19 protein-coding genes and 2 pseudogenes are annotated in these 22,456 nt (G+C 64.6%); 13 read left to right on the top strand and 8 right to left on the bottom strand.

Annotated features, from left to right (window positions below; all coding sequences use genetic code 11):
• Positions 1-67 precede the first annotated feature (67 nt).
• The 10 genes and pseudogenes from trxA (at position 68) to OKW43_RS22190 (ending at position 9,127) form a co-directional block, all read left to right on the top strand.
• Positions 68-394 carry a thioredoxin TrxA gene (trxA, locus tag OKW43_RS22235; RefSeq protein WP_013089343.1) on the top strand — a complete coding sequence of 109 codons (327 nt, stop codon included), beginning with the start codon at positions 68-70 and terminating at the stop codon, positions 392-394.
• Positions 395-600: 206 nt separating this feature from the next.
• Complete coding sequence (gene rho / locus OKW43_RS22230; protein ID WP_027197577.1) at positions 601-1,869, top strand: transcription termination factor Rho; 1,269 nt, start codon at positions 601-603, stop codon at positions 1,867-1,869.
• 177 nt (positions 1,870-2,046) lie between these two features.
• Positions 2,047-2,601, top strand: coding sequence for a MerR family transcriptional regulator (locus tag OKW43_RS22225; protein ID WP_187635173.1), 555 nt, complete (start codon positions 2,047-2,049; stop codon positions 2,599-2,601).
• A 21-nt stretch (positions 2,602-2,622) separates the two neighbouring features.
• Positions 2,623-2,991 (top strand): annotated as a pseudogene (locus tag OKW43_RS22220) (MFS transporter); the annotation flags it as partial.
• Positions 2,992-3,005: 14 nt separating this feature from the next.
• The gene (locus tag OKW43_RS22215) at positions 3,006-3,839 is read left to right on the top strand and encodes a zinc-dependent peptidase (protein WP_429449861.1); all 834 of its coding nucleotides are present in this window, start codon (positions 3,006-3,008) and stop codon (positions 3,837-3,839) included.
• Positions 3,840-4,017: 178 nt separating this feature from the next.
• Complete coding sequence (locus OKW43_RS22210; RefSeq protein ID WP_187635171.1) at positions 4,018-4,281, top strand: type B 50S ribosomal protein L31; 264 nt, start codon at positions 4,018-4,020, stop codon at positions 4,279-4,281.
• Between the two features lie 306 nt (positions 4,282-4,587).
• Positions 4,588-6,345 (top strand): ArnT family glycosyltransferase, encoded by a 1,758-nt coding sequence (locus OKW43_RS22205; protein ID WP_429449857.1) that lies wholly within the window; start codon positions 4,588-4,590, stop codon positions 6,343-6,345.
• 2 nt (positions 6,346-6,347) lie between these two features.
• Positions 6,348-7,727, top strand: coding sequence for an MATE family efflux transporter (locus OKW43_RS22200; RefSeq protein ID WP_187635169.1), 1,380 nt, complete (start codon positions 6,348-6,350; stop codon positions 7,725-7,727).
• Between the two features lie 297 nt (positions 7,728-8,024).
• Positions 8,025-8,591: a ComEA family DNA-binding protein gene (locus OKW43_RS22195; RefSeq protein ID WP_429449855.1), complete on the top strand. Its 567-nt coding sequence runs from the start codon at positions 8,025-8,027 to the stop codon at positions 8,589-8,591.
• Positions 8,588-9,127 (top strand): YidB family protein, encoded by a 540-nt coding sequence (locus OKW43_RS22190; protein ID WP_429449853.1) that lies wholly within the window; start codon positions 8,588-8,590, stop codon positions 9,125-9,127. The genes OKW43_RS22195 and OKW43_RS22190 overlap by 4 nt, the downstream gene beginning before the upstream one ends.
• Before the next feature lie 179 nt (positions 9,128-9,306).
• Here OKW43_RS22190 and clpB read toward each other — a convergent pair.
• Positions 9,307-11,912 (bottom strand): annotated as a pseudogene (gene clpB / locus OKW43_RS22185) (ATP-dependent chaperone ClpB).
• A gap of 171 nt (positions 11,913-12,083) precedes the next feature.
• Positions 12,084-12,614 (bottom strand): Rrf2 family transcriptional regulator, encoded by a 531-nt coding sequence (locus OKW43_RS22180; RefSeq protein ID WP_429449851.1) that lies wholly within the window; start codon positions 12,612-12,614, stop codon positions 12,084-12,086.
• A 256-nt stretch (positions 12,615-12,870) separates the two neighbouring features.
• Here OKW43_RS22180 and OKW43_RS22175 point away from each other — a divergent pair, with 256 nt between their 5' ends.
• Positions 12,871-13,416: a group III truncated hemoglobin gene (locus tag OKW43_RS22175; RefSeq protein ID WP_429449849.1), complete on the top strand. Its 546-nt coding sequence runs from the start codon at positions 12,871-12,873 to the stop codon at positions 13,414-13,416.
• 73 nt (positions 13,417-13,489) lie between these two features.
• Here OKW43_RS22175 and moaE read toward each other — a convergent pair whose 3' ends face one another.
• The 6 genes from moaE to OKW43_RS22145 all read right to left on the bottom strand — a co-directional run bounded on the left by moaE (position 13,490) and on the right by OKW43_RS22145 (position 19,835).
• Entirely contained in the window at positions 13,490-13,966 is a 477-nt protein-coding gene (moaE, locus tag OKW43_RS22170) for a molybdopterin synthase catalytic subunit MoaE (RefSeq protein ID WP_187635163.1), read from the bottom strand.
• Between the two features lie 50 nt (positions 13,967-14,016).
• Entirely contained in the window at positions 14,017-14,274 is a 258-nt protein-coding gene (gene moaD, locus OKW43_RS22165) for a molybdopterin converting factor subunit 1 (protein ID WP_187635162.1), read from the bottom strand.
• Positions 14,275-14,319: 45 nt separating this feature from the next.
• Positions 14,320-15,546 (bottom strand): molybdopterin molybdotransferase MoeA, encoded by a 1,227-nt coding sequence (locus OKW43_RS22160; RefSeq protein ID WP_429451761.1) that lies wholly within the window; start codon positions 15,544-15,546, stop codon positions 14,320-14,322.
• 159 nt (positions 15,547-15,705) lie between these two features.
• On the bottom strand, positions 15,706-17,157 hold the full coding sequence (gene thrC / locus OKW43_RS22155) for a threonine synthase (RefSeq protein WP_429449846.1): 1,452 nt from the start codon (positions 17,155-17,157) through the stop codon (positions 15,706-15,708).
• Between the two features lie 8 nt (positions 17,158-17,165).
• A complete protein-coding gene (locus OKW43_RS22150; protein WP_187635160.1) occupies positions 17,166-18,497 on the bottom strand; it encodes a homoserine dehydrogenase in 1,332 nt (443 codons plus the stop codon).
• Between the two features lie 90 nt (positions 18,498-18,587).
• Positions 18,588-19,835, bottom strand: coding sequence for a pyridoxal phosphate-dependent aminotransferase (locus OKW43_RS22145; RefSeq protein WP_429449843.1), 1,248 nt, complete (start codon positions 19,833-19,835; stop codon positions 18,588-18,590).
• A gap of 382 nt (positions 19,836-20,217) precedes the next feature.
• On the opposite strand from OKW43_RS22145, the gene OKW43_RS22140 reads away from it, so the two are divergent.
• Positions 20,218-20,592 (top strand): Mth938-like domain-containing protein, encoded by a 375-nt coding sequence (locus OKW43_RS22140; protein WP_187638687.1) that lies wholly within the window; start codon positions 20,218-20,220, stop codon positions 20,590-20,592.
• A gap of 118 nt (positions 20,593-20,710) precedes the next feature.
• Complete coding sequence (locus OKW43_RS22135) at positions 20,711-22,456, top strand: glycosyltransferase family 39 protein (protein ID WP_429449841.1); 1,746 nt, start codon at positions 20,711-20,713, stop codon at positions 22,454-22,456.

Below are 22,456 nucleotides of genomic sequence, written 5' to 3'. Positions count from 1 at the left end.
TTCCCGGTTTTTGACGTATCGTGGCGAGCAATTCAGGCGGGCCTCGAACCGATAGAGGTATTCATAAATGAGCGAACAAATCAAGCATATTAGCGACGCATCGTTCGAACAGGACGTCGTGAAATCCGATAAACCCGTGCTGCTCGATTTCTGGGCCGAATGGTGCGGTCCGTGCAAGATGATCGCGCCGATCCTCGACGAAGTCGCCAAGGATTACGCGGATCGCCTGCAAGTGGCGAAGATCAATGTCGACGAGCATCAGTCCACGCCGGTCAAATTCGGCGTGCGCGGCATCCCCACGCTGATCCTGTTCAAGAACGGCGCCGTCGCCGCTCAGAAGGTCGGTGCTCTGTCGAAGTCGCAACTCACCGCGTTCCTCGACGGCAACCTGTAAAGCAGTAGCACGCCGCGGCGCTCCAAGCGTGTTGTCAGGCGGCAACACGCTTTGCAACAAAGATGCCACGCCGCCGCACTGCCTTAAATTGGCGTGTGCTATGCTAGAATCCACAAAACGTCGAAAAGACGTGTAAGTCTTTGAGCGCTCCGCTCACCCTCCTCCCAGATTACATTTCGTCGCACCTTCTCCTGCGGGTTCTCCGTATGCATTTATCCGAGCTTAAGACTCAGCACGTCTCCCAATTGATCGAGATGGCCAATGGCCTCGAGATCGAAAGCGCGAACCGCCTGCGCAAGCAGGAATTGATGTTCGCCATTCTAAAAAAACGAGCCAAAGCGGGCGACACGATCTTCGGCGACGGCACCCTCGAAGTGTTGCCAGACGGCTTCGGCTTCCTGCGTTCGCCGGAAACCTCCTACCTCGCCAGCACGGATGACATCTACATTAGCCCGTCGCAAATCCGCCGCTTCAACCTGCATACCGGCGACACGATCGAAGGCGAAGTGCGTACGCCGAAAGACGGCGAGCGCTATTTCGCGCTGGTGAAGGTGGACAAGGTCAACGGCCAGCCGCCGGAGGCCTCGAAGCACAAGATCATGTTCGAAAACCTGACGCCGCTGCACCCGAACAAGGTGCTGCTGCTCGAACGTGAAATGCGCGGCGAAGAGAACGTGACGGGCCGCATCATCGACATGATCGCGCCGATCGGCAAGGGCCAGCGCGGCCTGCTCGTCGCGTCGCCGAAGTCGGGCAAGACCGTGATGCTTCAGCACATCGCGCACGCGATCAAGCAGAACCATCCCGACGTCGTGCTGTTCGTGCTGCTGATCGACGAGCGTCCGGAAGAAGTGACGGAAATGCAGCGTTCGGTGGCCGGCGAAGTGATCGCCTCCACGTTCGACGAACCCGCCGCGCGTCACGTGCAAGTCGCCGAAATGGTCATCGAGAAGGCCAAGCGCCTCGTCGAAATGAAGAACGACGTGGTGATTCTGCTCGACTCGATCACGCGTCTCGCGCGCGCCTACAACACCGTCGTGCCGGCCTCGGGCAAGGTGCTCACGGGCGGTGTCGACGCAAACGCGCTGCAGCGCCCGAAGCGCTTCTTCGGCGCGGCGCGCAACATCGAGGAAGGCGGATCGCTGACCATCATCGGCACGGCGCTGATCGAAACCGGCAGCCGCATGGACGACGTGATCTACGAAGAGTTCAAGGGCACCGGCAACATGGAAGTGCACCTCGAGCGCCGTCTCGCCGAGAAACGCGTCTATCCGTCGATCAACCTGAACAAGTCGGGCACGCGCCGTGAAGAACTGCTGATCAAGCCCGAAGTGCTGCAGAAGATCTGGGTGTTGCGCAAGTTCATTCACGACATGGACGAAGTCGAGTCGATGGAATTCCTGCTCGACAAGATCCGCCAGACGAAGAGCAATTCCGAGTTCTTCGACATGATGCGTCGTGGTGGTGGCAGCTAACGCGCGACGTTCTTGCTGGCCGCATTAGCCGGCTACTGCACCGCATGAAAAACCGCTCGCACATTGCGAGCGGTTTTTTTTCGTCCATCGTCCGCCCAGGCGATGCGCCGCCTCAACATGTACGTGAACGTACAGGTTTCAGTACAATGCCGACAATCCGTGTCGGCCGTCACCGTCATGTCGAAGGACTCCCCCGCGCTATTGACCGTGCGCGACGCCGCCGAACGTCTCGGCGTCACGCCGCGCACGCTGGAGTACTACGAGGAACGCGGCTTGGTGTCGCCGACCCGCAGCGAAGGTCGCTATCGTCTATACGACGAGGAAGACCTGACGCGCTTCGCGCGCATTCTGCGCTTGCGCTCGCTCGGTTTCTCGCTGGAAAGCATCACCGAAATGCTGAAGCGGCCGCTCGAACCGGTTGAGGGCGGTCATCGTTTTTCGAACGAATCGCTGCAGCAGATTCGCGACGCGATCGCCCAGCAGCTGGAATCGCTCGACGCCCGCATCGAAGCGGTGCGCCGCGAACTGAAGGAAGCACAGGCACTGCGCGCCGAACTGGTCCCCGACCTCGACTATCTGGAACGACGCCTCGCCGGCGAAAACGCCGACCAATTGCTCGAACAGTGTCGTCACGCGCGCGCCCAGGCGGCCGGCGCGGGTGGAAAAGCCGCACTTGCGCGCCGCAAACGCACAGGCAAATCCCCCACCGGCACATCGGCCAGATCGTCATGAACCCCGCCTCGTCCCGCGCCGCGCATCTTCGCGATCGAGGAGTTCACGCACGGCTACCGGCTGAAAAACATCATGCGGGAATTGACGATCTCCTTCGCGACCGCCTCGACGATCATTATCGAGCAGCGTCGGCTCGCACTGCTTCGAAGTCGCCTCGCGGAGTCCGTGAATCCGTACAATCCGGTCTACCGGAACGCGCTCGCGACGCTGACCCGCGGCTTCGCCGCCGGTCATGCGGCGAGCGAGGCGCACGCGCTCGCGATCGCGTCGATCAGCCGTGCGGTAGCGCAGCAGGTCAGTTTCCTGGCGTCGCTCGACGGCTTCTATTTTCTGATCGGCGTCGCGATATGCGGCGGCCTGTTCGCCGCGTGGCAAACGCAGATCGACTGAAGGTGGGCTCAAGCATGCTGTCGAAACTCACGAACTGGCTGGGCTCGCGCCGCCGCGAGCGCGCGCTGCGCGACTACGCGATCGACGATGCCTTGTGGCAGGCGACGCTTGCCGGGCTGCCATTTCTCACCCATCTGGAAGCCCCCGATCTCGCGCGGCTGCGCGAGCTGGCGAGTCTGTTCATCGCGCAGAAGGCGTTCTCGACAGCGCACCAGCTCGAGTTGACCGACGCGATGACAGTCGGCATCGCCGCGCAGGCGTGCCTGCCGGTGCTGAATCTGAGCCTCGATCTGTATCGCGGCTGGGTCGGCGTGATCGTTTATCCGGGCGAGTTCGTGATTCGCAAGACCGTCGAGGACGAAGACGGCGTGGTGCACGAGATCGAACACGACGCAAGCGGCGAAGCGTGGGAAGGCGGGCCGGTGGTGCTGTCGTGGGAAGACGCGCAGTTGACCGCCGGCGACGACGCATACAACGTCGTGATTCACGAGTTCGCGCACAAGATCGACATGCTGAACGGCGAAGCGGATGGTCATCCGCCGCTGATGCGCCGCTGGCACGCGCCGCTCGATGCGCAGGCATGGGCCGACGTGTTCGACCATGCATACGACCACTTCTGCGCGAAAGTCGACGCGGTGCCCGAGCGACGCTGGGCGCGTTTCGAGCGCGAATCGCTGATCGATCCATATGCCGCGGACCATCCGTCGGAATTTTTTGCCGTGTGCAGCGAGGCGCTGTTCGTGAAACCGCGGGCCTTCGAGGCGGAATATCCGGAACTGTACCGGCTGCTCGCGCGCTACTACCGGCAAGATCCGGCGCGCGTGGGATTGACGTTCGCGCCGGTTTGAAACGCCGCGAACGGGCGCTGCTTGCGCCTCAATAGAATCCGCTGGCAGAAAAATCGCCAAGCGACTGATTCTCTGGCATAATTGCCGCTTTTCGACCGTAGGCAAGTGGCTCGCGCCTGAAGGCAGTCCAATTCAAGGCTGCACGCGGGTTGGCTACCGCCAGATTAAAGGAAAGACCATGAAAGAAGGCATTCACCCGGATTACCGCGAAGTCCTGTTCATCGACATGTCGAACGACTTCCGGTTCGTGACGCGCTCTACCATCCAGACGCGTGAAACTGCGGAATTCAACGGCAAGACCTACCCGCTCGCGAAGATCGAAGTGTCGTCTGAATCGCACCCGTTCTATACCGGCCAGCAAAAGATCATGGACACTGCCGGCCGCGTCGAGAAGTTCAACAAGAAGTTCGGCACGCGCGCTTCGGGCAAGGCAGTGAAGTAAGACCGCAAGAGTGCCGGCTTCCGGCCGGCAACGGAGCAAACAGAAAGGGCAGCGCGAGCTGCCCTTTTTGTCGCCTGTGCCTGTGCAGCCGCTGGGTCGCACGCCGAGCGACGCCTTGACCCGCAACCGGCAATCCGCGCTTTCGCGACACCGTGTTACAGCTTGTCCATTGACGTTGCCGCGCGTTACCGGCCGTGACGTGTATCGCACTGCACGACTACAATGCCGGATGCTCGAAACTGGCCCTGCCGCCCTGACTCATCGGGCCGCCGCGGCTGCATCGCTTATCCAGATTCCACACACCGCATGAGACCTGTCGTTCGCCTCACCGCCTCTGCGACCAGTGCGTTGCCGCGCTGGCTGCTTCTGGCCATCTGTATCGTCTACGCCTCGTTCGGCCTGTTCGGCCGCGATCCGTGGAAGAACGAGGATGCAGCCGGCTTCGGTGTCATGTGGTCGATGGCGAACGGCGGCGCGCACGACTGGCTGCTGCCGAATCTGGTCGGCAAATATCTGACCGAGGACGGCCCGCTGGGCTACTGGCTCGGCGCGAGCGCGATCCGCGTCCTCGCGCCTTGGGTCGACGCGAGCAACGCGTCGCGCGTGTTCACGGGCCTGCTGTTCTGCGCGGGCTGCGCGTTCGTCTGGTACGCGGCGTATCTGCTCGGCCGGCGTGCCGAAGTGCAGCCGTTCAAATATGCATTCGGCGGCGAGCCGGAACCGCGCGACTATGGCCGCACGCTTGCCGATGGCGCGCTGCTGATCCTGCTCGCGTGCTTCGGCCTCGCCGAGCGTGGCCACGAAACCACGCCGCAGCTCGTGCAGTTCGTCTGCATCGCGATGCTCGTGTACGGCCTCGTGCGCATGATCGACAAGCCGATCCAGGGCGCGCTGATCTGGGGTCTCGCGATCGGCCTCGTCACACTCGCGAGCAGTCCGGTGCTGGTCGGCGCGCTACTGCTCGGCACGCTCGCGATGACGCTGATCGTGCGCGAAACGCGTTCGCGCTGGCTGCTGCTCGCGGGTCTGCCGGTCGCGCTGGTGCTCGCGGTGTCGTGGCCGATCATCGCGCTCGCCGCCTTCCCCGACGACGCCGTCTGGTATCTGAACCAGTGGCTGCACGTCAGCCTGAACTCGTTCATGGGCCCACCCGGCTCGGTCGCCGCGTATGCGCTGAAAAACTTGCCGCTCTTCACCTGGCCCGCCTGGCCGCTCGCGCTGTGGTCGTGGTTCAGCTGGAAGGGACTGCGGCGCGCGCCGCACGTGGCGATTCCACTGTCGGTGATCGGGCCGCTGTTCGTGCTCGTCGTGCTGCAAAGCCATCAGTCGAACCGACTCTACATGCTGCTGCTGCCGCCGCTCGCGGTGCTCGCCACTTTTGCGCTGCCGACGCTCAAGCGCGGCGCGATCAACGCGATCGACTGGTTCGCGCTGCTGAGCTTTACGATCCTCGGCAGCTTCGTGTGGCTCGTGTATGTGGCGGGTCTGACCGGCTTTCCGCATCCGCTCGCGCGCAACCTCGCGCGGCTCGCGCCCGGCTTCGTGCCTCAGTTCAAGATTTTGTCGTTCGTGTGCGCGGTCGCGGTGACCGTGTGCTGGTTCCTGCTGGTGCGCTGGCGCCTCGCGCGTCATCCGAAGGTGTTGTGGCGCAGCGTCGTGCTGTCGAGCGCCGGTACGACGCTGATGTGGGTGCTGCTAATGACGCTGTGGCTGCCGGTCGTCAACTACAGCCGGACCTATCGCGACGTCGCGCAGCAGATCGCCAATCACTTGCCCGATGACTACACATGCATTGCGCCGGTGCGCCTCGGCAATGCGCAGATCGCGACGTTCGCGTATTTCGGCGACATGCACTTCTCGTTCGACCAGGACTGCGACGTGATCTTGCGTCAGGACTCGCAAGACTACGGCGACCCGAGCGCGATGCCCGACTACATCTGGAAGCTCGTATGGGAAGGCCGCCGCGCCGCCGACCGCGACGAGCGCTTCCGCCTGTACGTGCGCATCGACCGTCCCAAGCCGCCGCCCGGCAAGCGTCGCAACTGGCACAAGAAGCTCGACTGACCATGTTCGCCGACGTACGGAAAATCGCCGCGCTCGCGTGGCCCGTATTGATCGGTCAGCTGGCCATCATTGCGTTTGGCGTGATCGACACGGCGATGGTCGGGCGCTACTCGGCCGTCGATCTGGCCGCGCTCGGCCTCGGCTCGTCGATCTACATCTCGGTCTATATCGGCCTGACCGGCATCCTGACCGCGCTGCAACCGATCGCAGCGCAACTGTACGGCGCGCGCCGTTATGGCGAGATCGGCGAAGAGGTGCGCCAGTCATGGTGGCTCGCCGCCGCGCTGACCGTAATCGGCTTTCTGATCCTGTTCTTCCCCGGGTCGCTGCTGGCGTTGTCGCGCGTGCCCGACGCGCTGCACGAGCGCACGCTCGCGTACCTACGGATTCTCGCGTTCGGGCTGCCGGCCGGCCTCGCCTTCCGGGTCTACGGCTCCGTTGCCAATGCGCTCGGCAGGCCGCGGCTCGTGATGTTCCTGCAGATCGCCGCGCTGCTGCTGAAAATTCCGCTCAATACCTGGTTCATTTTCGGCGGCTTCGGTGTGCCGGCCCTCGGTGGTCCGGGCTGCGCGCTCGCGAGCACGCTGCTCAACTGGGCGCTCGCGGCGCTCGGCATGCTGCTGCTCGCGCGCGTCGACGATTTCAGGGCGCTCGGCATCTTCACGCATTTCTGCTGGCCGGTCTGGAAGCGCCAGGCCGCGCTGCTGCGGCTCGGTATTCCGATGGGGCTGTCGTATCTGATCGAGGTCACGTCGTACACGTTCATGGCGCTCTTCATCGCCCGCTTCGGCACGACGACGCTCGCCGGGCATCAGATCGCCGGCAACGTCGGCGCGGTGTTGTATATGACGCCGCTGTCGATCGGCATCGCGTCGTCGACGCTGGTTGCGCAGGCGCTCGGCGCGCATCGGCCGCAGGCGGCGCGCACGCTGTCGCGTCACGGCATCGCGATGGCGGTCGCGATCGCGTGCTGCTATGGCGCGCTCGTGCTCGTGCTGCGGCCGTACATCGTCGGCGGCTACACGACGAACGCGCAGGTCGCGGCAAAGGCGTTGCCGCTGGTGCTGATCGTCGCTTGCTATCACCTGTTCGACGCGTTGCAGATCTCGACCGCGTTCGTGCTGCGCGCCTACAAGGTCGCGGTCGTGCCGACCGTCATCTATGCGGTGGCGCTGTGGGGCGTCGGGCTCGGCGGCGGGTATGCGCTCGGCTTCGATACGACCGGTCTTACTCCGCCCTGGCTGACCGGCGCGCGCGGCTTCTGGGTCGCCAATACCGCCAGTCTCGCGATTGCCGGGATCGGGCTGCTCGTGTACTGGCGAGTCGTGAGCCAGCAGTTTCTGCGTGCGGACGCGGTTGCGCGGGCGAATTCGGCGGTTTGAAGAGAGTGGGCCGTGCCTCGATCAGACGGTGCCCATTGCCGTCGATTTGCGCGTGCAAGGGTTATCGCGGAAGATTTATCGCGACCGATATCGATCGATAAATTCACCTGCATTGCATCCCGAAAAAGTTTTAAATATTGTGCGGCTTGATTTACTTGTCATCAATCGATCGGTATAAATCGTCCGCGGTCTCAAATCGGGCCGGCGATTTGTCCTATGCTTAAACGCAGCGCCCGCTGACAGGATGCGTCGTCCGTTCCCGGCTAACTTTTTTGCCCCCTCGATGGAGTGCTTGCCATGCTGAAAAAGCTTTTGATGCTTTGCGTCGCTGTGGCTTTATCGCTGTCCGCGGGATTTGCCGCGGCCGTGGAAGTGAATACCGCCGATCAGGCCGCGCTCGAATCGGTCAAGGGCATCGGCCCCGTGCATGCGAAAGCGATCGTCGACGAACGCGCCAAAAACGGCCCGTTCAAGAACGCCGACGATCTCGCCGCGCGCGTGAAGGGCATCGGCCAGAAATCGGTCCAAAACCTCGAAGCGGCCGGACTGACGATCAACGGCTCGTCGGCGCCGCCGACCGGTGCGAAGACGTCGAGCAAGTCGGCCGGCGCGGCAACCACCGCCGCCGCGCCCGCTACCACGACGGCAGTGCCCGCGCCGGCTGCGACGACCGCGCCCTCCTCGGCCGCGAATCCGTCGAAGCCGAAGAAGAAGGGCAAAGCCGCGGCGTCCGATGCGGCAGCCGCTTCGGCTCCGGCCGCCGCGGCAGCCAGCGCACCGGCCGACGCGTCCGGCACCAAGGCTTCGAAGAAAAAAGCGAACAAGAGCAAGGCGGCATCCGCCGCGGCTGCGTCCGGCGCATGATGCCGACGGGGCTGCCGCCCTTGCGTTTCACCGCGCCGCGCAACCGCGCGGCGTCGTCACCCGCCCGGCCGTCATGCGCGCGCCGGCATTCAAGAGAGACCGTCATGAGCCTACTCGATTCCATCGGTTCCCTGCTTGGCAAATCGCCAGAAGGCGGCGGCCAGCAAGCGCTGATCGCCGCCGCGCTCGAATTCGTCAACAACCAGCCGGGCGGCCTGAACGGCCTGATCCAGCGCTTCCAGGAAAAGGGCCTCGGCGACGTCGTGTCGTCGTGGGTCGGCAATGGCGAAAACCAGCCGATCGCGCCCGAAGCGCTGCACGGCGTGCTCGGCTCGCAAGCCGTGACCGATCTCGCCGCGAAGGCCGGGGTCCAGCCGGACCAGGTGACGGGTCTGCTGTCGCAGATCCTGCCGCACGTCGTCAACGCGGCCACGCCGGAAGGCGAAGTGCCGGCCGAGGGCAAGCTGAACGCGACCACGGTGCTCGGCGCGCTCGGCGGCCTGTCGGCGCTGCTCGGCAACAAGGGCAACGCTTAAGCACCCTGCGCGCGATGCGCTGGCGGCGGCTTGGGCCGCCGCTCGACGCGGACGCCCGGTTCAAAATCGGCGGCCAAAAGAAAACCGGCAACAAAGTGAGCTTCGTTGCCGGTTTTTTAACGTCGGCGGGAACGGCCCGACTGCCGCCGCCGCGCCGTCGCGTCACCAAGCCATCGCGCTCAGTGCACGACGCGCTCGAACTGCAGTTCGCCGTCGTCCACTTCGACCGGAATCACATCCTTCGGACCGAACTTGCCGGCGAGAATCAGCTTCGCGATCGGGTTCTCGATCTCCTGCTGTATCGCGCGCTTCAGCGGCCGCGCACCGAACAGTGGGTCGTAGCCGACCTTACCGATGTGCTCGAGCGCCGCGTCCGACACCACCAGCTGCATGTCGAGCTTCGCGAGCCGCTCGTGCAGACGCTGCAACTGGATCCGCGCGATCGACTGGATGTTCGAGCGATCGAGCGCATGGAACACGACGACGTCGTCGATCCGGTTCAGGAACTCGGGCCTGAAGTGCAGCTTCACCTCTTCCCACACCGCGTCCTTGATGGCTTCCTGCGACTCGCCGACCATCGCCTGGATCACCTGCGAACCGAGGTTCGAGGTCATCACGATCACCGTGTTCTTGAAGTCGACGGTGCGGCCCTGGCCATCGGTCATGCGGCCGTCGTCGAGCACCTGCAGCAGCACGTTGAACACGTCCGGATGCGCCTTCTCGATTTCGTCGAGCAGGATCACGCTATACGGCTTGCGACGCACGGCCTCGGTCAGATAACCGCCCTCCTCGTAGCCGACGTATCCCGGCGGCGCGCCGATCAGACGCGCGACGCTGTGCTTCTCCATGAACTCGCTCATGTCGATACGAATGAGGTGCTCTTCCGAATCGAACAGAAACGACGCCAACGCCTTGCACAGCTCGGTCTTGCCGACGCCGGTCGGTCCCAGGAACAGGAACGAGCCGTACGGACGATTCGGGTCCGACAGACCCGCGCGCGAGCGGCGAATCGCATCGGCGACCGCGCTGATCGCCTCGTCCTGACCGACCACGCGCTCATGCAGCTTCGATTCGATCTGCAGCAGCTTTTCGCGCTCGCCCTGCATCATGCGCGACACCGGAATCCCGGTGGCCCGCGACACGACCTCGGCGATCTCTTCCGCGCCGACCTGCGTGCGCAACAGACGCGGACGCTTGGGACTGTTCTGCTCCTCGGCTTCGGCGCGCGTGACCTCCTTTAGCTGCGCTTCGAGACCCGGCAGCTTGCCGTACTGTAGTTCGGCCACCTTCTCGAGCTTGCCTTCGCGCTGCAGGCGCGTGATTTCCGCGCGCGTCTTCTCGATCTCTTCCTTCAGTTGGGCGCTGCCCTGCACCGCCGCTTTTTCCGCGGTCCAGATTTCATCGAGGTCCGAATATTCGCGGTTGAGCCGCTCGATTTCCTCTTCGATCAGCTGCAGACGCTTTTGCGACGCTTCGTCCTTCTCCTTCTTCACCGCTTCGCGTTCGATCTTCAGCTGGATCAGACGACGGTCGAGCCGATCCATCTCCTCCGGTTTCGAGTCGATTTCCATCTTGATCTTCGACGCGGCTTCGTCGATCAGATCGATCGCCTTGTCCGGCAGGAAGCGGTCCGTGAGCTCGTGATGTAACGATGCGACAGCTCGGCGGCCGCGACGATCGCCGGGTCGGTGATGTCGACGCCGTGATGCAGCTCATAGCGCTCCTGCAGACCGCGCAGGATCGCGATGGTCGCCTCGACCGACGGTTCGTCCACCAGCACCTTCTGGAAGCGGCGCTCGAGCGCGGCATCCTTCTCAATGTACTTGCGGTATTCGTCGAGCGTGGTCGCGCCGACGCAATGCAGCTCGCCGCGCGACAGCGCCGGCTTCAGCATGTTGCCCGCGTCCATCGCGCCTTCGGCCTTGCCGGCGCCGACCATGGTGTGGATTTCGTCGATGAAGACGATGGTTTGCCCTTCGTCCTTCGCGATGTCGTTGAGCACGGCCTTCAGGCGCTCCTCGAACTCGCCGCGATATTTGGCGCCCGCCAGCAGCGCGGCCATGTCGAGCGACAGCACGCGCTTGTTCTTCAGCGTTTCCGGCACTTCACCGTTGACGATGCGCTGCGCGAGGCCTTCGACGATCGCGGTCTTGCCGACGCCCGGCTCGCCGATCAGCACCGGGTTGTTCTTGGTGCGGCGTTGCAGGATCTGAATGGAACGGCGGATTTCGTCGTCGCGTCCGATCACGGGATCGAGCTTGCCGGCGCGGGCGCGCTCGGTCAGGTCGATTGTGTATTTCTTCAGCGCCTCGCGCTGGCTTTCGGCGTCCTGGCTATGCACCTGCGAGCCGCCGCGCACCGCGGCGATCGCGGTTTCGAGCGACTTGCGCGACAACCCGTGCTCGCGCGCGAGACGGCCGGCCTCGCTTTTGTCGTCGGCGACCGCGAGCAGGAACATTTCGCTCGCGATGAACGTGTCGTTGAGCTTCTGCGCTTCCTTGTCGGCCTGGTTCAACAGACCGGTCAGTTCGCGGCCGATCTGCACGTTGCCGTCGGTGCCCCGCACTTGCGGCAGCCGCGTGATCGCGTCGTTCAGTGCGGTTTGCAGCGGCTGCACATGCACGCCAGCGCGCGACAGCAGCGAGCGGGCGGACCCGTCCTGCTGCGCGACGAGTGCCGCCAGCACGTGGACCGGTTCGATGTACTGATTGTCGTGGCCAACCGCCAGACTTTGGGCGTCCGCGAGCGCTTCCTGGAATTTAGTGGTGAGTTTGTCGATTCTCATCAAGAGACCTCCAATTTCGATTACCACCAAAATGAGGCGTTTTATTTGGGTTTCAAGCGCTTTTTTGGCCTCGGTCGCAACTATTTAACATTTGAGCGCAAGAACTGTCGCGATCCTTCCCCATCGCCGCGGCTCGGCGCGTTTCCGCCCCCCGGAGCCGGCCGGATGTTTCTAGTGCTTGTGGCCCAGTCGCGCCGGACTACCGCCGCGCGTGCTCTCGGAAGCCAGCGGAATCGGCAGCGGCACCACCTGAGTCGTCGGGCCTAATCCAAGCAACGCCGCCAGCGAACTTTGCGGCTGCGCGACTTCGCCGATCGTATGGCGATCCAGCTCGGTAAGAAAAGCGAGGTTCGCCGCCTGCAGCGCGCCACGCAGCCGGCATTGCGACGTGATGACGCAAGCCCGCTGCCGGCCCTGCCGATCCGGCAGACAGCCGACCAGCGCAAAGTCGCTTTCCGTGACGCGCACTACCTCGCCGACGGTCAGGGACAGCGATTGCGTGCCGAGCCGCAGCCCGCCATTGCGGCCGCGCACGGTTTCGACCCAGCCGAGTTCGCCGAGTTGCTGCACGACCTTCATCAGATGGTTCTTCGAGATGCCGTAAGCTTGCGAAATCTCGTGAATCGTCGACAATCCGTCGCCCCGCACTGCAAGGTACACCAGCACTCGCAGCGCGTAATCCGTATAGTCGGTAAGTCTCATAGGTCCTGGTATAGCGTGAAAGGCTGCGAGCAAGTGCCTTGAACGCGCCGGTAACCGCATAGACGCAAGGGTTGCCCTGAACGAGTGCCGCGCCCTAACATGGCTGATTGGCTGACGGCGTCGTTCGTCGAGTCGCGTTGCATAGCTGTTTCGGATAGCAATAGTATCTTTTTCCGCATCAACCGTTTGTTAGAAAAACGGGGGGTTCGAGGCTCTGTTCAGCCGCCATCGGCAACCGCATTTTTCTGGAATCCGCATGAATCCGTCTTTTCCCGCCGCGCCACCGGTCGAGCGCGCCACCGAACCCACCGACGCGAATATCCGCGACCTCGTCTACGGCTTTTACGATCGCGTGCGCGCCGATCCGCTGCTCGGTCCCGTCTTCGACGCAAAGCTCGCCGGCCGCTGGGACGACCATCTGCCGAAGATGTGCACGTTCTGGACCAGCCTCGTGCTCGGCGCGAAGCAGTATCGCGGCAATGTGCAGCAGGCGCATCAACCGCTCGAAGGCATTGAGCCGCAGCATTTCAGCCGCTGGCTGTACCTGTTCCTCGATACGGTCGAATCGCGCTATCAGCCGGCCGCGGCGGTCCGTTTCATGGAGCCGGCGCTGCGGATCGCGCAGAGTCTGCAGCTCAGCCGTTTCGGGTGGGATTACAAGATTCCGCCGGAGCAGCAGGTGCTGCTCGAGCGCGTCGCGCCGAAGCGTCGGCCGCGCGATGGCGACGATGGCGAGCATCCGTCGCGGCCGGCTGGGGAGCCGTTTCCGGTGCCGATCATCGGACGCTCACAGCACGAGTGAACGTGGATCGCCACTGGCGCCCTGACACCAAGACGCCGCACGTGCCGTCGCAACTCCGCGGCCGGCAGCTCTGCTACTCCGCAGTCCGCTTTCGCGCCTCGGTGCCCCAACGCGCGAGCGCGGCATCGTCGGTGACGCGCGCGTCGACCCAGCGCTCGCCCGCGTCGGTCTTCTCCTTCTTCCAGAACGGCGCTTCGGTCTTCAGATAGTCCATCACGAATTCGCACGACGCAAACGCATCACCACGATGCGCGGCCGTCGTCGCGACGAGCACGATCTGATCGAGCGGATACAGCTTGCCGACGCGATGCACGATCAGCACCTCGATGCCGGGCCAGCGTTCGCGCGCGCGCTCGACGATCGCCTCGAGCGACTTCTCGGTCATGCCCGGGTAGTGCTCGAGTTCCATCGTCTCGACTGCGCTGCCCTCGTTGAGGTCGCGCACGGTGCCGATGAAGCATGCGACCGCGCCGATCTTCGGATTGCGCGCGCGCAGCGCGGCTACCTCGGCGCTGAGGTCGAAGTCTTCGGTCTGGACGCGAACGGGCATGGGCGGCTCCTGAGGGCGTTTGTCGCTGGCTTGTCGCGCGTGGGCGCGGCTCAGCCGCCGGTGACGGGAGGAAAGAACGCGACCTCGCAACCCTCGGTGATGCGGGTGCTCGCGTCGGTCATCACGTGGTTGCAGGCCATGCGCAGCGCACGGCCTTCAGCGAGCGTCTCGGCCCAGATGCCGCCACGCACGCGCAGCCACGCGCGCACGTCGCCGACGGTCGCGATGGCGTCGGGCACCTCGACGGCTTCGTCGGACATGTTGAGCGCTTCTCGCACGCTCGCAAAGTATCGGAGTTCAATCTTCATCGGGATACCGCCAGTCTGCGCCGCGCATGCCGCGGACGACCGGCCTCAGTTCAGTAGTTCGGAAAACGGAATGAAGCGCACGGTTTCGCCGGCGCTGATCGCGTGGTTCGGCGGATTGTCGATCAGGCCGTCACCCCAGACGGTCGACGTCAACACGGCCGAGCTCTGGTTAGCAAACAGATCGAGCCCTCCCGCCGCATTGACGCGCGCGCGCAGGAACTCGTTGCGGCGATCGGCCTTGCCCTGCGTGAAGTCCGCGCGCAGCGACAGCGCGCGCGGCGCGACCGCCTGAGCGCCGGCCAGCCGCAGCACGAACGGACGCACGAACAGCAGGAATGTGACGAAGCTCGACACCGGATTGCCTGGCAGGCCGATAAAAAACGTTTCGGCCGGTTCGCCCCCAATAGCACCGTCCGCGCCACGGCGCACCGTGCCGAACGCGAGCGGCTTGCCCGGCTTCATGGCGATCTGCCACATAGAAAGACGTCCTTCGGCCTCGACTGCCGGCTTCACGTGATCCTCCTCGCCGACCGACACGCCGCCGCACGTGAGAATCAGATCGTGCGCCTGGGCGGCTTCGCGCAGCGTCGCGCGGGTCGCGTCGAGTTGATCGGCGACGATGCCGTAGTCGGTCACTTCGCAGCCGAGTGTGTCGAGCAGGCCGCGCAGCGTGAAACGATTCGAGTTGTAGATCGCGCCTGGCTTCAGCGGGTCGCCGGGCATCGTCAGTTCGTCGCCGGTAAAGAATACGGCGACTTTCACGCGGGGGCGCACCTCGAGCCGCGCGCATCCGACCGACGCGGCAAGTCCCAACGCCTGCGGCGTGAGCCGCGTGCCGGCCGGCAGGATCACCGAGCCCGCGCGAATATCGGCGCCCTGCGCGGTGATCCACTCGCCCGCGTGCGGACGATGCACGATCGTCACTTCGTCGCCGGCCGCCTCGGTCTGTTCCTGCATCACGACCGCGTCCGCGCCAGCGGGCACCGTCGCGCCGGTGAAGATGCGCGCCGCGCTGTCAGGCGCGAGCGGCGCCGGCGCATGGCCGGCCGGAATGCGTTGCGAGACCGGCAGGCGGCTGCCGTGCGCGAGATCGGCGATGCGGACCGCGTAGCCGTCCATCGCGCTCGTGTTCATCGGCGGCACGTCGAGCGGCGACGTGACGTCGGTGGCGAGCACGCGATTCAGCGCGTTGAGCGTCGGCAGCGTTTGCGTGCCGTCGATCGGGCGCGCGGCGTCGAGCAGGATCGCCAACGCATCGGCAGTGGCGAGCATCGGAGCGCGGGGCGTGGGGGTGGACATCTGGAGTGTCGAAGCCGCAGGTTAAAAACACATTGTAGCGGCCGATGCCGTCAGCCTGGGCGGCCGGGCGTCCTGGGGCATCGCGGGGGATGCCGCGTGAGCCGCAAAACGGCTCACGCGGCCCGGTCGCCGTTATTCGCCGGTATTCGCGACGATAAAGTCCTTCACCCGCTGCGCATCCGCGGGCACGACCTCGAAACGCTGCGGCAGCGACTCGAGGCCCGAGAACGCCGCCGGCCGCTCCGGTTCGCGCAGCAGCGCCTCGCGGATCGTTTCGCCAAATTTGATCGGCTGCGCGGTCTCGAGCACGATCATCGGAATGCCGGGCTGCAGGTGTTCGCGCGCAACCTTCACACCGTCGGCCGTGTGCGTGTCGATCATCGTGTCGTAACGCTGGAACACGTCGCGGATCGTGTCGACGCGGGAGTCGTGGCTGCTGCTGCCCGACACGAAACCGAACGCCTTCACGCGCGCGAAGTCGCCGCTTGCCGCGAGGTCGAAACCGCCCTTCTCCTCGACGTCGCGGAACAGTTGCAGCACGCGCGCCGGATCGCGGCCGAGCAGGTCATACACGAAGCGCTCGAAGTTCGATGCCTTCGAGATATCCATGCTCGGGCTGCTGGTGTGATACGTCTCGGCCGCCTTGCGCACGCGGTAGATGCCGGTGCGGAAGAACTCGTCGAGCACGTCGTTCTCGTTGGTCGCGACGACCAGCTTCTCGATCGGCAGACCCATCATGCGCGCGATATGACCCGCGCACACGTTGCCGAAGTTGCCCGACGGCACCGTGAACGACACACGCTCGTCGTTAGACTTCGTCGCGGCGACGTAGCCCTTGAAATAGTAGACGACCTGCGCGACGACCCGCGCCCAGTTGATCGAATTGACCGTGCCGATCTTGTACTTCGCCTTGAACGCGTGATCGTTCGACACCGCCTTCACGATGTCCTGCGCGTCGTCGAACACGCCTTGCACCGCGAGGTTGAAGATGTTCGGATCTTGCAGGCTATACATCTGCGCGGTCTGGAACGCGCTCATCTTCCCGTGCGGCGACAGCATGAACACGCGGATGCCCTTCTTGCCGCGCATCGCGTATTCGGCCGCGCTGCCGGTGTCGCCCGACGTCGCGCCGAGAATGTTCAGCGTTTCGCCGTGCTTCGCGAGCGCGTACTCGAACAGATTGCCGATCAGCTGCATCGCCATGTCTTTGAACGCGAGCGTCGGCCCGTTCGACAGTTCGAGCAGCGACAGCGGGGCGCCTTCTTCGACGCCGAGCGTCTTCAGCGGCGTGATCTGCGCGGCGCTTTCGTCGTCGCGCACGTTGCAGTAGGTCGCGGCCGTATAGGTCTTGCGCGTCAGTGCGCGCAGATCGTCGGCGGGAATGTCGTCGCAGAACTTCGACAGGATCTCGAATGCCAGGTCGGCGTACGGCAGCGTGCGCCAGCGCGTGAGTTCGTCCGCGGTGACGCGCGGATAGTCGGCCGGCAGATACAGGCCGCCGTCTTTCGCGAGACCGCCGAGCAGGATCTCGGAGAAGGTATGGCGCTCGCCGGCACCGGCGCCGCGCGTGGAGAGGTAGTTCATAGTTCGGCCTAGTTCAGCGCTTCCATGCGCAGCTTCGTGACTTGCGAAACGACGGTCTGCAGCGCCTCGATCGACTTGATCGCGGCGTTGACCTGCTTTTCGACCGTCTCGTGCGTGATCAGCAGGATGTCGGTTTCGCCCTTGCCGTTCGCGTCGACGACCTCCGATTCCTTTTGCAGCAGCGCGTCGATCGAAATGCCGGAGTCCGCCAGGATGCGCGTGATGTCGGCGAGCACGCCGGTCACGTCGGCGACGCGCAGGCGCAGGTAGTAGCCGCTCGTGACTTCTTCGATCGGCAGGATCGGCGTGTTCGACAGGCGGTCCGGCTGGAAGGCCAGATGCGGCACGCGGTGCTCGGGGTCGGCCGTGTGCAGACGCGTCACGTCGACCAGATCGGCGACCACGGCGGAAGCCGTCGGCTCGGCGCCCGCGCCCTTGCCGTAGTACAGCGTCGTGCCGACTGCGTCGCCGTGTACGACGACCGCGTTCATCGCGCCTTCCACGTTGGCAAGCAGACGCTTTTCCGGAATCAGTGTGGGGTGCACGCGCAGCTCGATGCCCTTGTCGGTGCGGCGCGTGATGCCGAGCAGCTTGATGCGGTAGCCGAGCTCCTCGGCGTATTTGATGTCGATCGCGGCGAGCTTGCTGATGCCCTCGACGTACGCGCGGTCGAACTGCACCGGCACGCCGAACGCGATCGCGCTCATGATCGTCACCTTGTGCGCGGCGTCGACGCCTTCGATGTCGAAGGTCGGGTCCGCTTCCGCATAGCCGAGCTCCTGCGCGGCCTTCAGCGCGGTCGCGAAATCGAGGCCGCGCTCACGCATCTCCGACAGGATGTAGTTGGTCGTGCCGTTGATGATGCCCGCGATGTACTGGATGCGGTTGGCCGTCAAGCCTTCGCGCAGCGCCTTGATGATCGGAATGCCGCCCGCCACCGCCGCCTCGAACGCGACCGTCACGCCGTTCGCGCGCGCCGCCTCGAAAATCTCCGTGCCATGTACCGCGAGCAGCGCCTTGTTGGCCGTGACCACGTGCTTGCCGTTTTTGATCGCGCGCAGCACCAGCTCGCGCGCGATGCCGGTGCCGCCGATCATTTCCGCGACGATCGCGATCGACGGATCGTCGACGACCGCGTTGAAGTCATCGGTCAGCGCCACGCTGGCGGCTTCGCCGCCGAGCGCCGCGGTCGCCTTGGCCGGGTTGCGCACCGCGATGCGCGCAATCTCGATGCCGCGGCCCGCGCGACGTTTGATTTCTTCCTGATTGCGGCGCAGTACCGTGAAGGTGCCGCTGCCTACCGTGCCGAAGCCCAGCAGTCCAACTTTGATCGGTTCCATGCAGCGTGTGTTTCTAGTAGAGGTTTGAAAAGGGTGTCGAGGGTGGCACGAGCGACGCGCCTCACGCGCCACATCGTACGCGAGGCCGGTTCAGGCCGTGTGACGTTTGCGGTAGCCGTCGAGAAACCGCGCGATCCGGTTGATCGAATCCGCGAGGTCGTCGACGTTCGGCAGGAACACGACGCGGAAGTGATCCGGCGTTTTCCAGTTGAAGCCGGTGCCCTGCACGAGCAGCACGCGCTCTTCGAGCAGCAGGTCGAGGATGAACTGCTGGTCGTTCTGGATCGGATACACCTTCGGGTCGAGGCGCGGGAACATGTACAGCGCCGCCTCGGGCTTCACGCAGCTGACGCCTGGGATCGCCGTCAGCATGTCGTAGGCGAGTTCGCGCTGTTTGTACAGGCGTCCGCCCGGCACGATCAGGTCGTTGATGCTCTGATAGCCGCCGAGCGCGGTCTGGATCGCGTACTGGCCGGGCACGTTCGGACACAGCCGCATCGACGCGAGGATGCCGAGCCCTTCCAGATAGTCTTTCGCGAGCCGGCGGTTCTCGCCGGTCAGGCCCGAAATTGCCATCCAGCCGGCGCGGTAGCCGCACGAGCGGTAGCTCTTCGACAGGCTGTTGAACGTGACGGTCAGCACATCCTCGGACAGCGACGCCATCGACGTGTGTGTCTTGCCGTCGTAGACGATCTTGTCGTAAACCTCGTCGGCAAAGATCACGAGGCCATGCTGGCGGGCGATCTCGATCAGGCCCAGCAGCAGTTCGTCCGAATACAGCGCGCCGGTCGGATTGTTCGGGTTGATCACGACGAGCGCGCGCGTGTTGGGCGTGATTTTCGCGCGGATGTCGTCGAGGTCGGGCATCCAGCTATTGGACTCGTCGCAGATGTAGTGCACCGGCGTGCCGCCCGCGAGGCTCACGCCGGCGGTCCACAGCGGGTAATCGGGTGCGGGCAGCAGCACTTCGTCGCCATCGTTGACGAGGCCCTGCAGCGCCATCACGATCAGCTCGGACGCGCCGTTGCCGATGTAGATGTCGTCGAGTTCGACGCCGTGCGCGCCCTTTTGCTGCGTGTAGTGCATGATCGACTTGCGCGCGGCGAACACGCCCTTCGAATCCGAGTAGCCCGACGAACTGGGCAGATTCAGGATCATGTCCTGAATGATCTCGTCCGGCGCCTCGAAGCCGAACGGCGCCAGATTGCCGATGTTCAGCTTGATGATGCGGTGACCCTCTTCTTCGAGCCGCTTCGCATGTTCGAGGACGGGCCCGCGAATGTCGTAACAGACATTCAACAACTTGTTGGATTTGAGAATCGGTTTCACGGCGGGCACTTCATCCTGGTTGATGGCTGGGGCGAACCTTGGGCAAACGGCGGCCAGCCGCGAAATGAGTCGAACTGTCGAGCGGCCGCGGCCTGGCGGGTTCCGGCGCGGGAAAAAACGCAGCGAAAGCGGGCAATGCCAACACAGGCAGCCGGTAGGCCACGCCGATGCGCGCAGCGCGGCTTGTGGCGGCACTTGAGCGAGGGGCGCCGCAAGGCGGCTAAAAAGTTATAATTTAGCGGATTTTGGCCGACTTCCGCAATGCACCACCCGCAACGGCAAGCCTTTTCGGCCTTCTCGTGTGTCACACGCGTCGAACCGCGCGGCCTGTGCGACGTGCAGCCAGGCCGGCAACACGCATGACGTCTCACGACGACTTCGGAAAACCAATTTGAAATTACATCAGGATTCCAGCGGCGCGCTGAATACCGTTACCGGCTACGGCGCCGACTACGTCGAAATCAATCTGGTGCGTCACGCGGGCAGTATTCTCGTGCTGCCGGACGCGCCGGTCATTGCCTGGCCCGTCTCGTCGTTCGAGCAGTTGAGCGCCGAGCATTTCGCGATGCTGGTCGACGCCGCGCCCGAAGTGGTCGTGTTCGGCAGCGGCGAGCGGCTGCGCTTTCCGCACCCGCGCCTGACCGCGGCGCTCACCATGAAACGCATCGGCGTCGAAACGATGGACTTCAAGGCCGCCTGCCGCACCTACAACATTCTGATGGCCGAGGGCCGCAAGGTCGCGGCTGCGTTGCTGATCGAAGCCTGAGCGTGCCCGGCGTGGACGCATCCCGCGCGGCCCCGCGCCGGTGCGTCCGGCCTCCCCCGTTCTGGCCCCCGCGCCGCGCCCGTGCGCGCGCCGTCGATAACAAAAAAGGTTGAAATTGATGAACGATACGCCGTCGAGGCTACCGCTCAACCGCACCGCGATTCTGTTGCTGGTGCTGGTTCTCGCCGTGATCTGGTTCGTGCCGCTCGGCTGGCGCCATCTGTTGCCGAGCGACGAAGGCCGCTACGCCGAAATGGCGCGCGAAATGTTTGTGACCGGCGACTGGATCACGCCGCGCTACAACGCCTACAAGTACTTCGAGAAGCCGCCGCTGCAAACCTGGGCGAACGCGCTGACCTTCGCGTGGTTCGGCATCGGCGAATGGCAGGCGCGCCTCTACACCGCGCTGACGGGCTTCGCCGGCGTGCTGCTGATCGGCTTCACCGGCGCGCGCGGGTTCAACGCGGCGACCGGCGTGTTCGCGGCGCTCGTACTCGCCTGCTCGCCGTACTGGAACCTGATGGGCCACTTCAACACGCTCGACATGGGCCTGTCGTTCTGGATGACGCTCACGCTGTGCGCGCTGCTGCTCGCACAGCGCCCCAACCTGCGGCCCCCGTGCGTGCGTGGCTGGATGCTGGTGTGCTGGGCGTCGATGGGGCTGGCGGTACTCTCGAAAGGCCTGGTCGGGCTGATCCTGCCGGGCGCGGTGCTGGTGCTCTACACGCTGATCGCGCGCGACTGGGCGCTGTGGAAGCGTCTGCATCTGGTGAGCGGCCTGATCGCCTTCTTCGCGATCGTGACGCCCTGGTTCGTGCTCGTGCAACAGCGCAATCCGGAGTTCCTGAACTTCTTCTTCGTCGTCCAGCAGTTCAAGCGCTATCTGACGCCCGAGCAGAATCGCCCCGGCGCGTTTTACTACTTCGTGCCGGTGCTGCTGGTGGGCTTCCTGCCGTGGCTGTCGGTGAGCGTGCAGAGTGTGCGCCATGCGTGGCGCCAGCCGCGTCAGCCGAACGGCTTCGCGCCGGTCACGCTGATGCTCACGTGGATCGTCTTCATTTTCCTGTTCTTCAGCGCGTCGCACTCGAAGCTGCTGTCCTACACGCTGCCGATCGCGCCGCCGATTGCGTTGCTGATCGGCATGTATCTGTCGCTCGTCACGCGCGAACAGCTGCGCCGACATCTGGCGGGCTATGCGCTGTTTTTCGTGGTCGCCGCGTTCGCGGCGTTGTTCCTGCCGCGTCTCGGCACCGCGCGCAATCCGGCCGCACTGTATGTCGCATTCCGCGTGTGGGTGCTCGCCGCGCTGGCCGTCGCGTTCGTGCTGACGCTGTTCGCGCTGTGGCTCAACCGCCGCGGCCAGACAGGCACGGGCGCCAACGCGCGGGTCGGCCTCGGTAGCCTCGCCGCGTTCGGCGCGGGCTGGCTGCTGCTCGGCACGATCGCGGGCACCGGTCACGACGTGTTCGGGCGCCTGAGCTCCGGCGCGCCGCTCGCGCCCGCGATCAAGGCCGAACTCGCGAAGCTGCCGCCCGACACGCCGTTCTACTCGGTCGGCGTGCTCGACCACACGCTGCCGTTCTACATCGGCCACACGATGATCATGGTCGCGCACCCGGACGAGCTCGCGTTCGGCGTGTCCGTCGAGCCGCAAAAATGGGTGCCGACGCTCGACGCGTGGATCGAGCGCTGGAAGGCCGATCGCTACGCGCTCGCGCTGATCCCGCCGCCGACCTACGAGCGCCTCGACAAACAAGGCGTGCCGATGCAGGTGATCGCGCGCGACCCGCGTCGCGTGGTGGTGATGAAGCCACTCGCCGACGCCGCTGCGGCCGCCCCCTCCGCGCCCGCGGCAAAGCCATAG

This window comes from Paraburkholderia sp. WC7.3g (assembly GCF_050436345.1).
Taxonomy (GTDB): domain Bacteria; phylum Pseudomonadota; class Gammaproteobacteria; order Burkholderiales; family Burkholderiaceae; genus Paraburkholderia; species Paraburkholderia podalyriae.
The sequence above is the reverse complement of the archived record's forward strand: the minus strand, read 5'-3'. Positions and strand labels throughout refer to the sequence as shown.

Excerpts from the sequence above, each read along its gene's own strand:
- trxA (WP_013089343.1), top strand. The coding sequence starts at position 68 with ATGAGCGAACAAATCAAGCATATTAGCGACGCATCGTTCGAACAGGAC.
- rho (WP_027197577.1), top strand. The coding sequence starts at position 601 with ATGCATTTATCCGAGCTTAAGACTCAGCACGTCTCCCAATTGATCGAG.
- OKW43_RS22225 (WP_187635173.1), top strand. The coding sequence starts at position 2,047 with ATGTCGAAGGACTCCCCCGCGCTATTGACCGTGCGCGACGCCGCCGAA.
- OKW43_RS22215 (WP_429449861.1), top strand. The coding sequence starts at position 3,006 with ATGCTGTCGAAACTCACGAACTGGCTGGGCTCGCGCCGCCGCGAGCGC.
- OKW43_RS22210 (WP_187635171.1), top strand. The coding sequence starts at position 4,018 with ATGAAAGAAGGCATTCACCCGGATTACCGCGAAGTCCTGTTCATCGAC.
- OKW43_RS22205 (WP_429449857.1), top strand. The coding sequence starts at position 4,588 with ATGAGACCTGTCGTTCGCCTCACCGCCTCTGCGACCAGTGCGTTGCCG.
- OKW43_RS22200 (WP_187635169.1), top strand. The coding sequence starts at position 6,348 with ATGTTCGCCGACGTACGGAAAATCGCCGCGCTCGCGTGGCCCGTATTG.
- OKW43_RS22195 (WP_429449855.1), top strand. The coding sequence starts at position 8,025 with ATGCTGAAAAAGCTTTTGATGCTTTGCGTCGCTGTGGCTTTATCGCTG.
- OKW43_RS22190 (WP_429449853.1), top strand. The coding sequence starts at position 8,588 with ATGATGCCGACGGGGCTGCCGCCCTTGCGTTTCACCGCGCCGCGCAAC.
- OKW43_RS22180 (WP_429449851.1), bottom strand. The coding sequence starts at position 12,614 with ATGAGACTTACCGACTATACGGATTACGCGCTGCGAGTGCTGGTGTAC.
- OKW43_RS22175 (WP_429449849.1), top strand. The coding sequence starts at position 12,871 with ATGAATCCGTCTTTTCCCGCCGCGCCACCGGTCGAGCGCGCCACCGAA.
- moaE (WP_187635163.1), bottom strand. The coding sequence starts at position 13,966 with ATGCCCGTTCGCGTCCAGACCGAAGACTTCGACCTCAGCGCCGAGGTA.
- moaD (WP_187635162.1), bottom strand. The coding sequence starts at position 14,274 with ATGAAGATTGAACTCCGATACTTTGCGAGCGTGCGAGAAGCGCTCAAC.
- OKW43_RS22160 (WP_429451761.1), bottom strand. The coding sequence starts at position 15,546 with ATGCTCGCCACTGCCGATGCGTTGGCGATCCTGCTCGACGCCGCGCGC.
- thrC (WP_429449846.1), bottom strand. The coding sequence starts at position 17,157 with ATGAACTACCTCTCCACGCGCGGCGCCGGTGCCGGCGAGCGCCATACC.
- OKW43_RS22150 (WP_187635160.1), bottom strand. The coding sequence starts at position 18,497 with ATGGAACCGATCAAAGTTGGACTGCTGGGCTTCGGCACGGTAGGCAGC.
- OKW43_RS22135 (WP_429449841.1), top strand. The coding sequence starts at position 20,711 with ATGAACGATACGCCGTCGAGGCTACCGCTCAACCGCACCGCGATTCTG.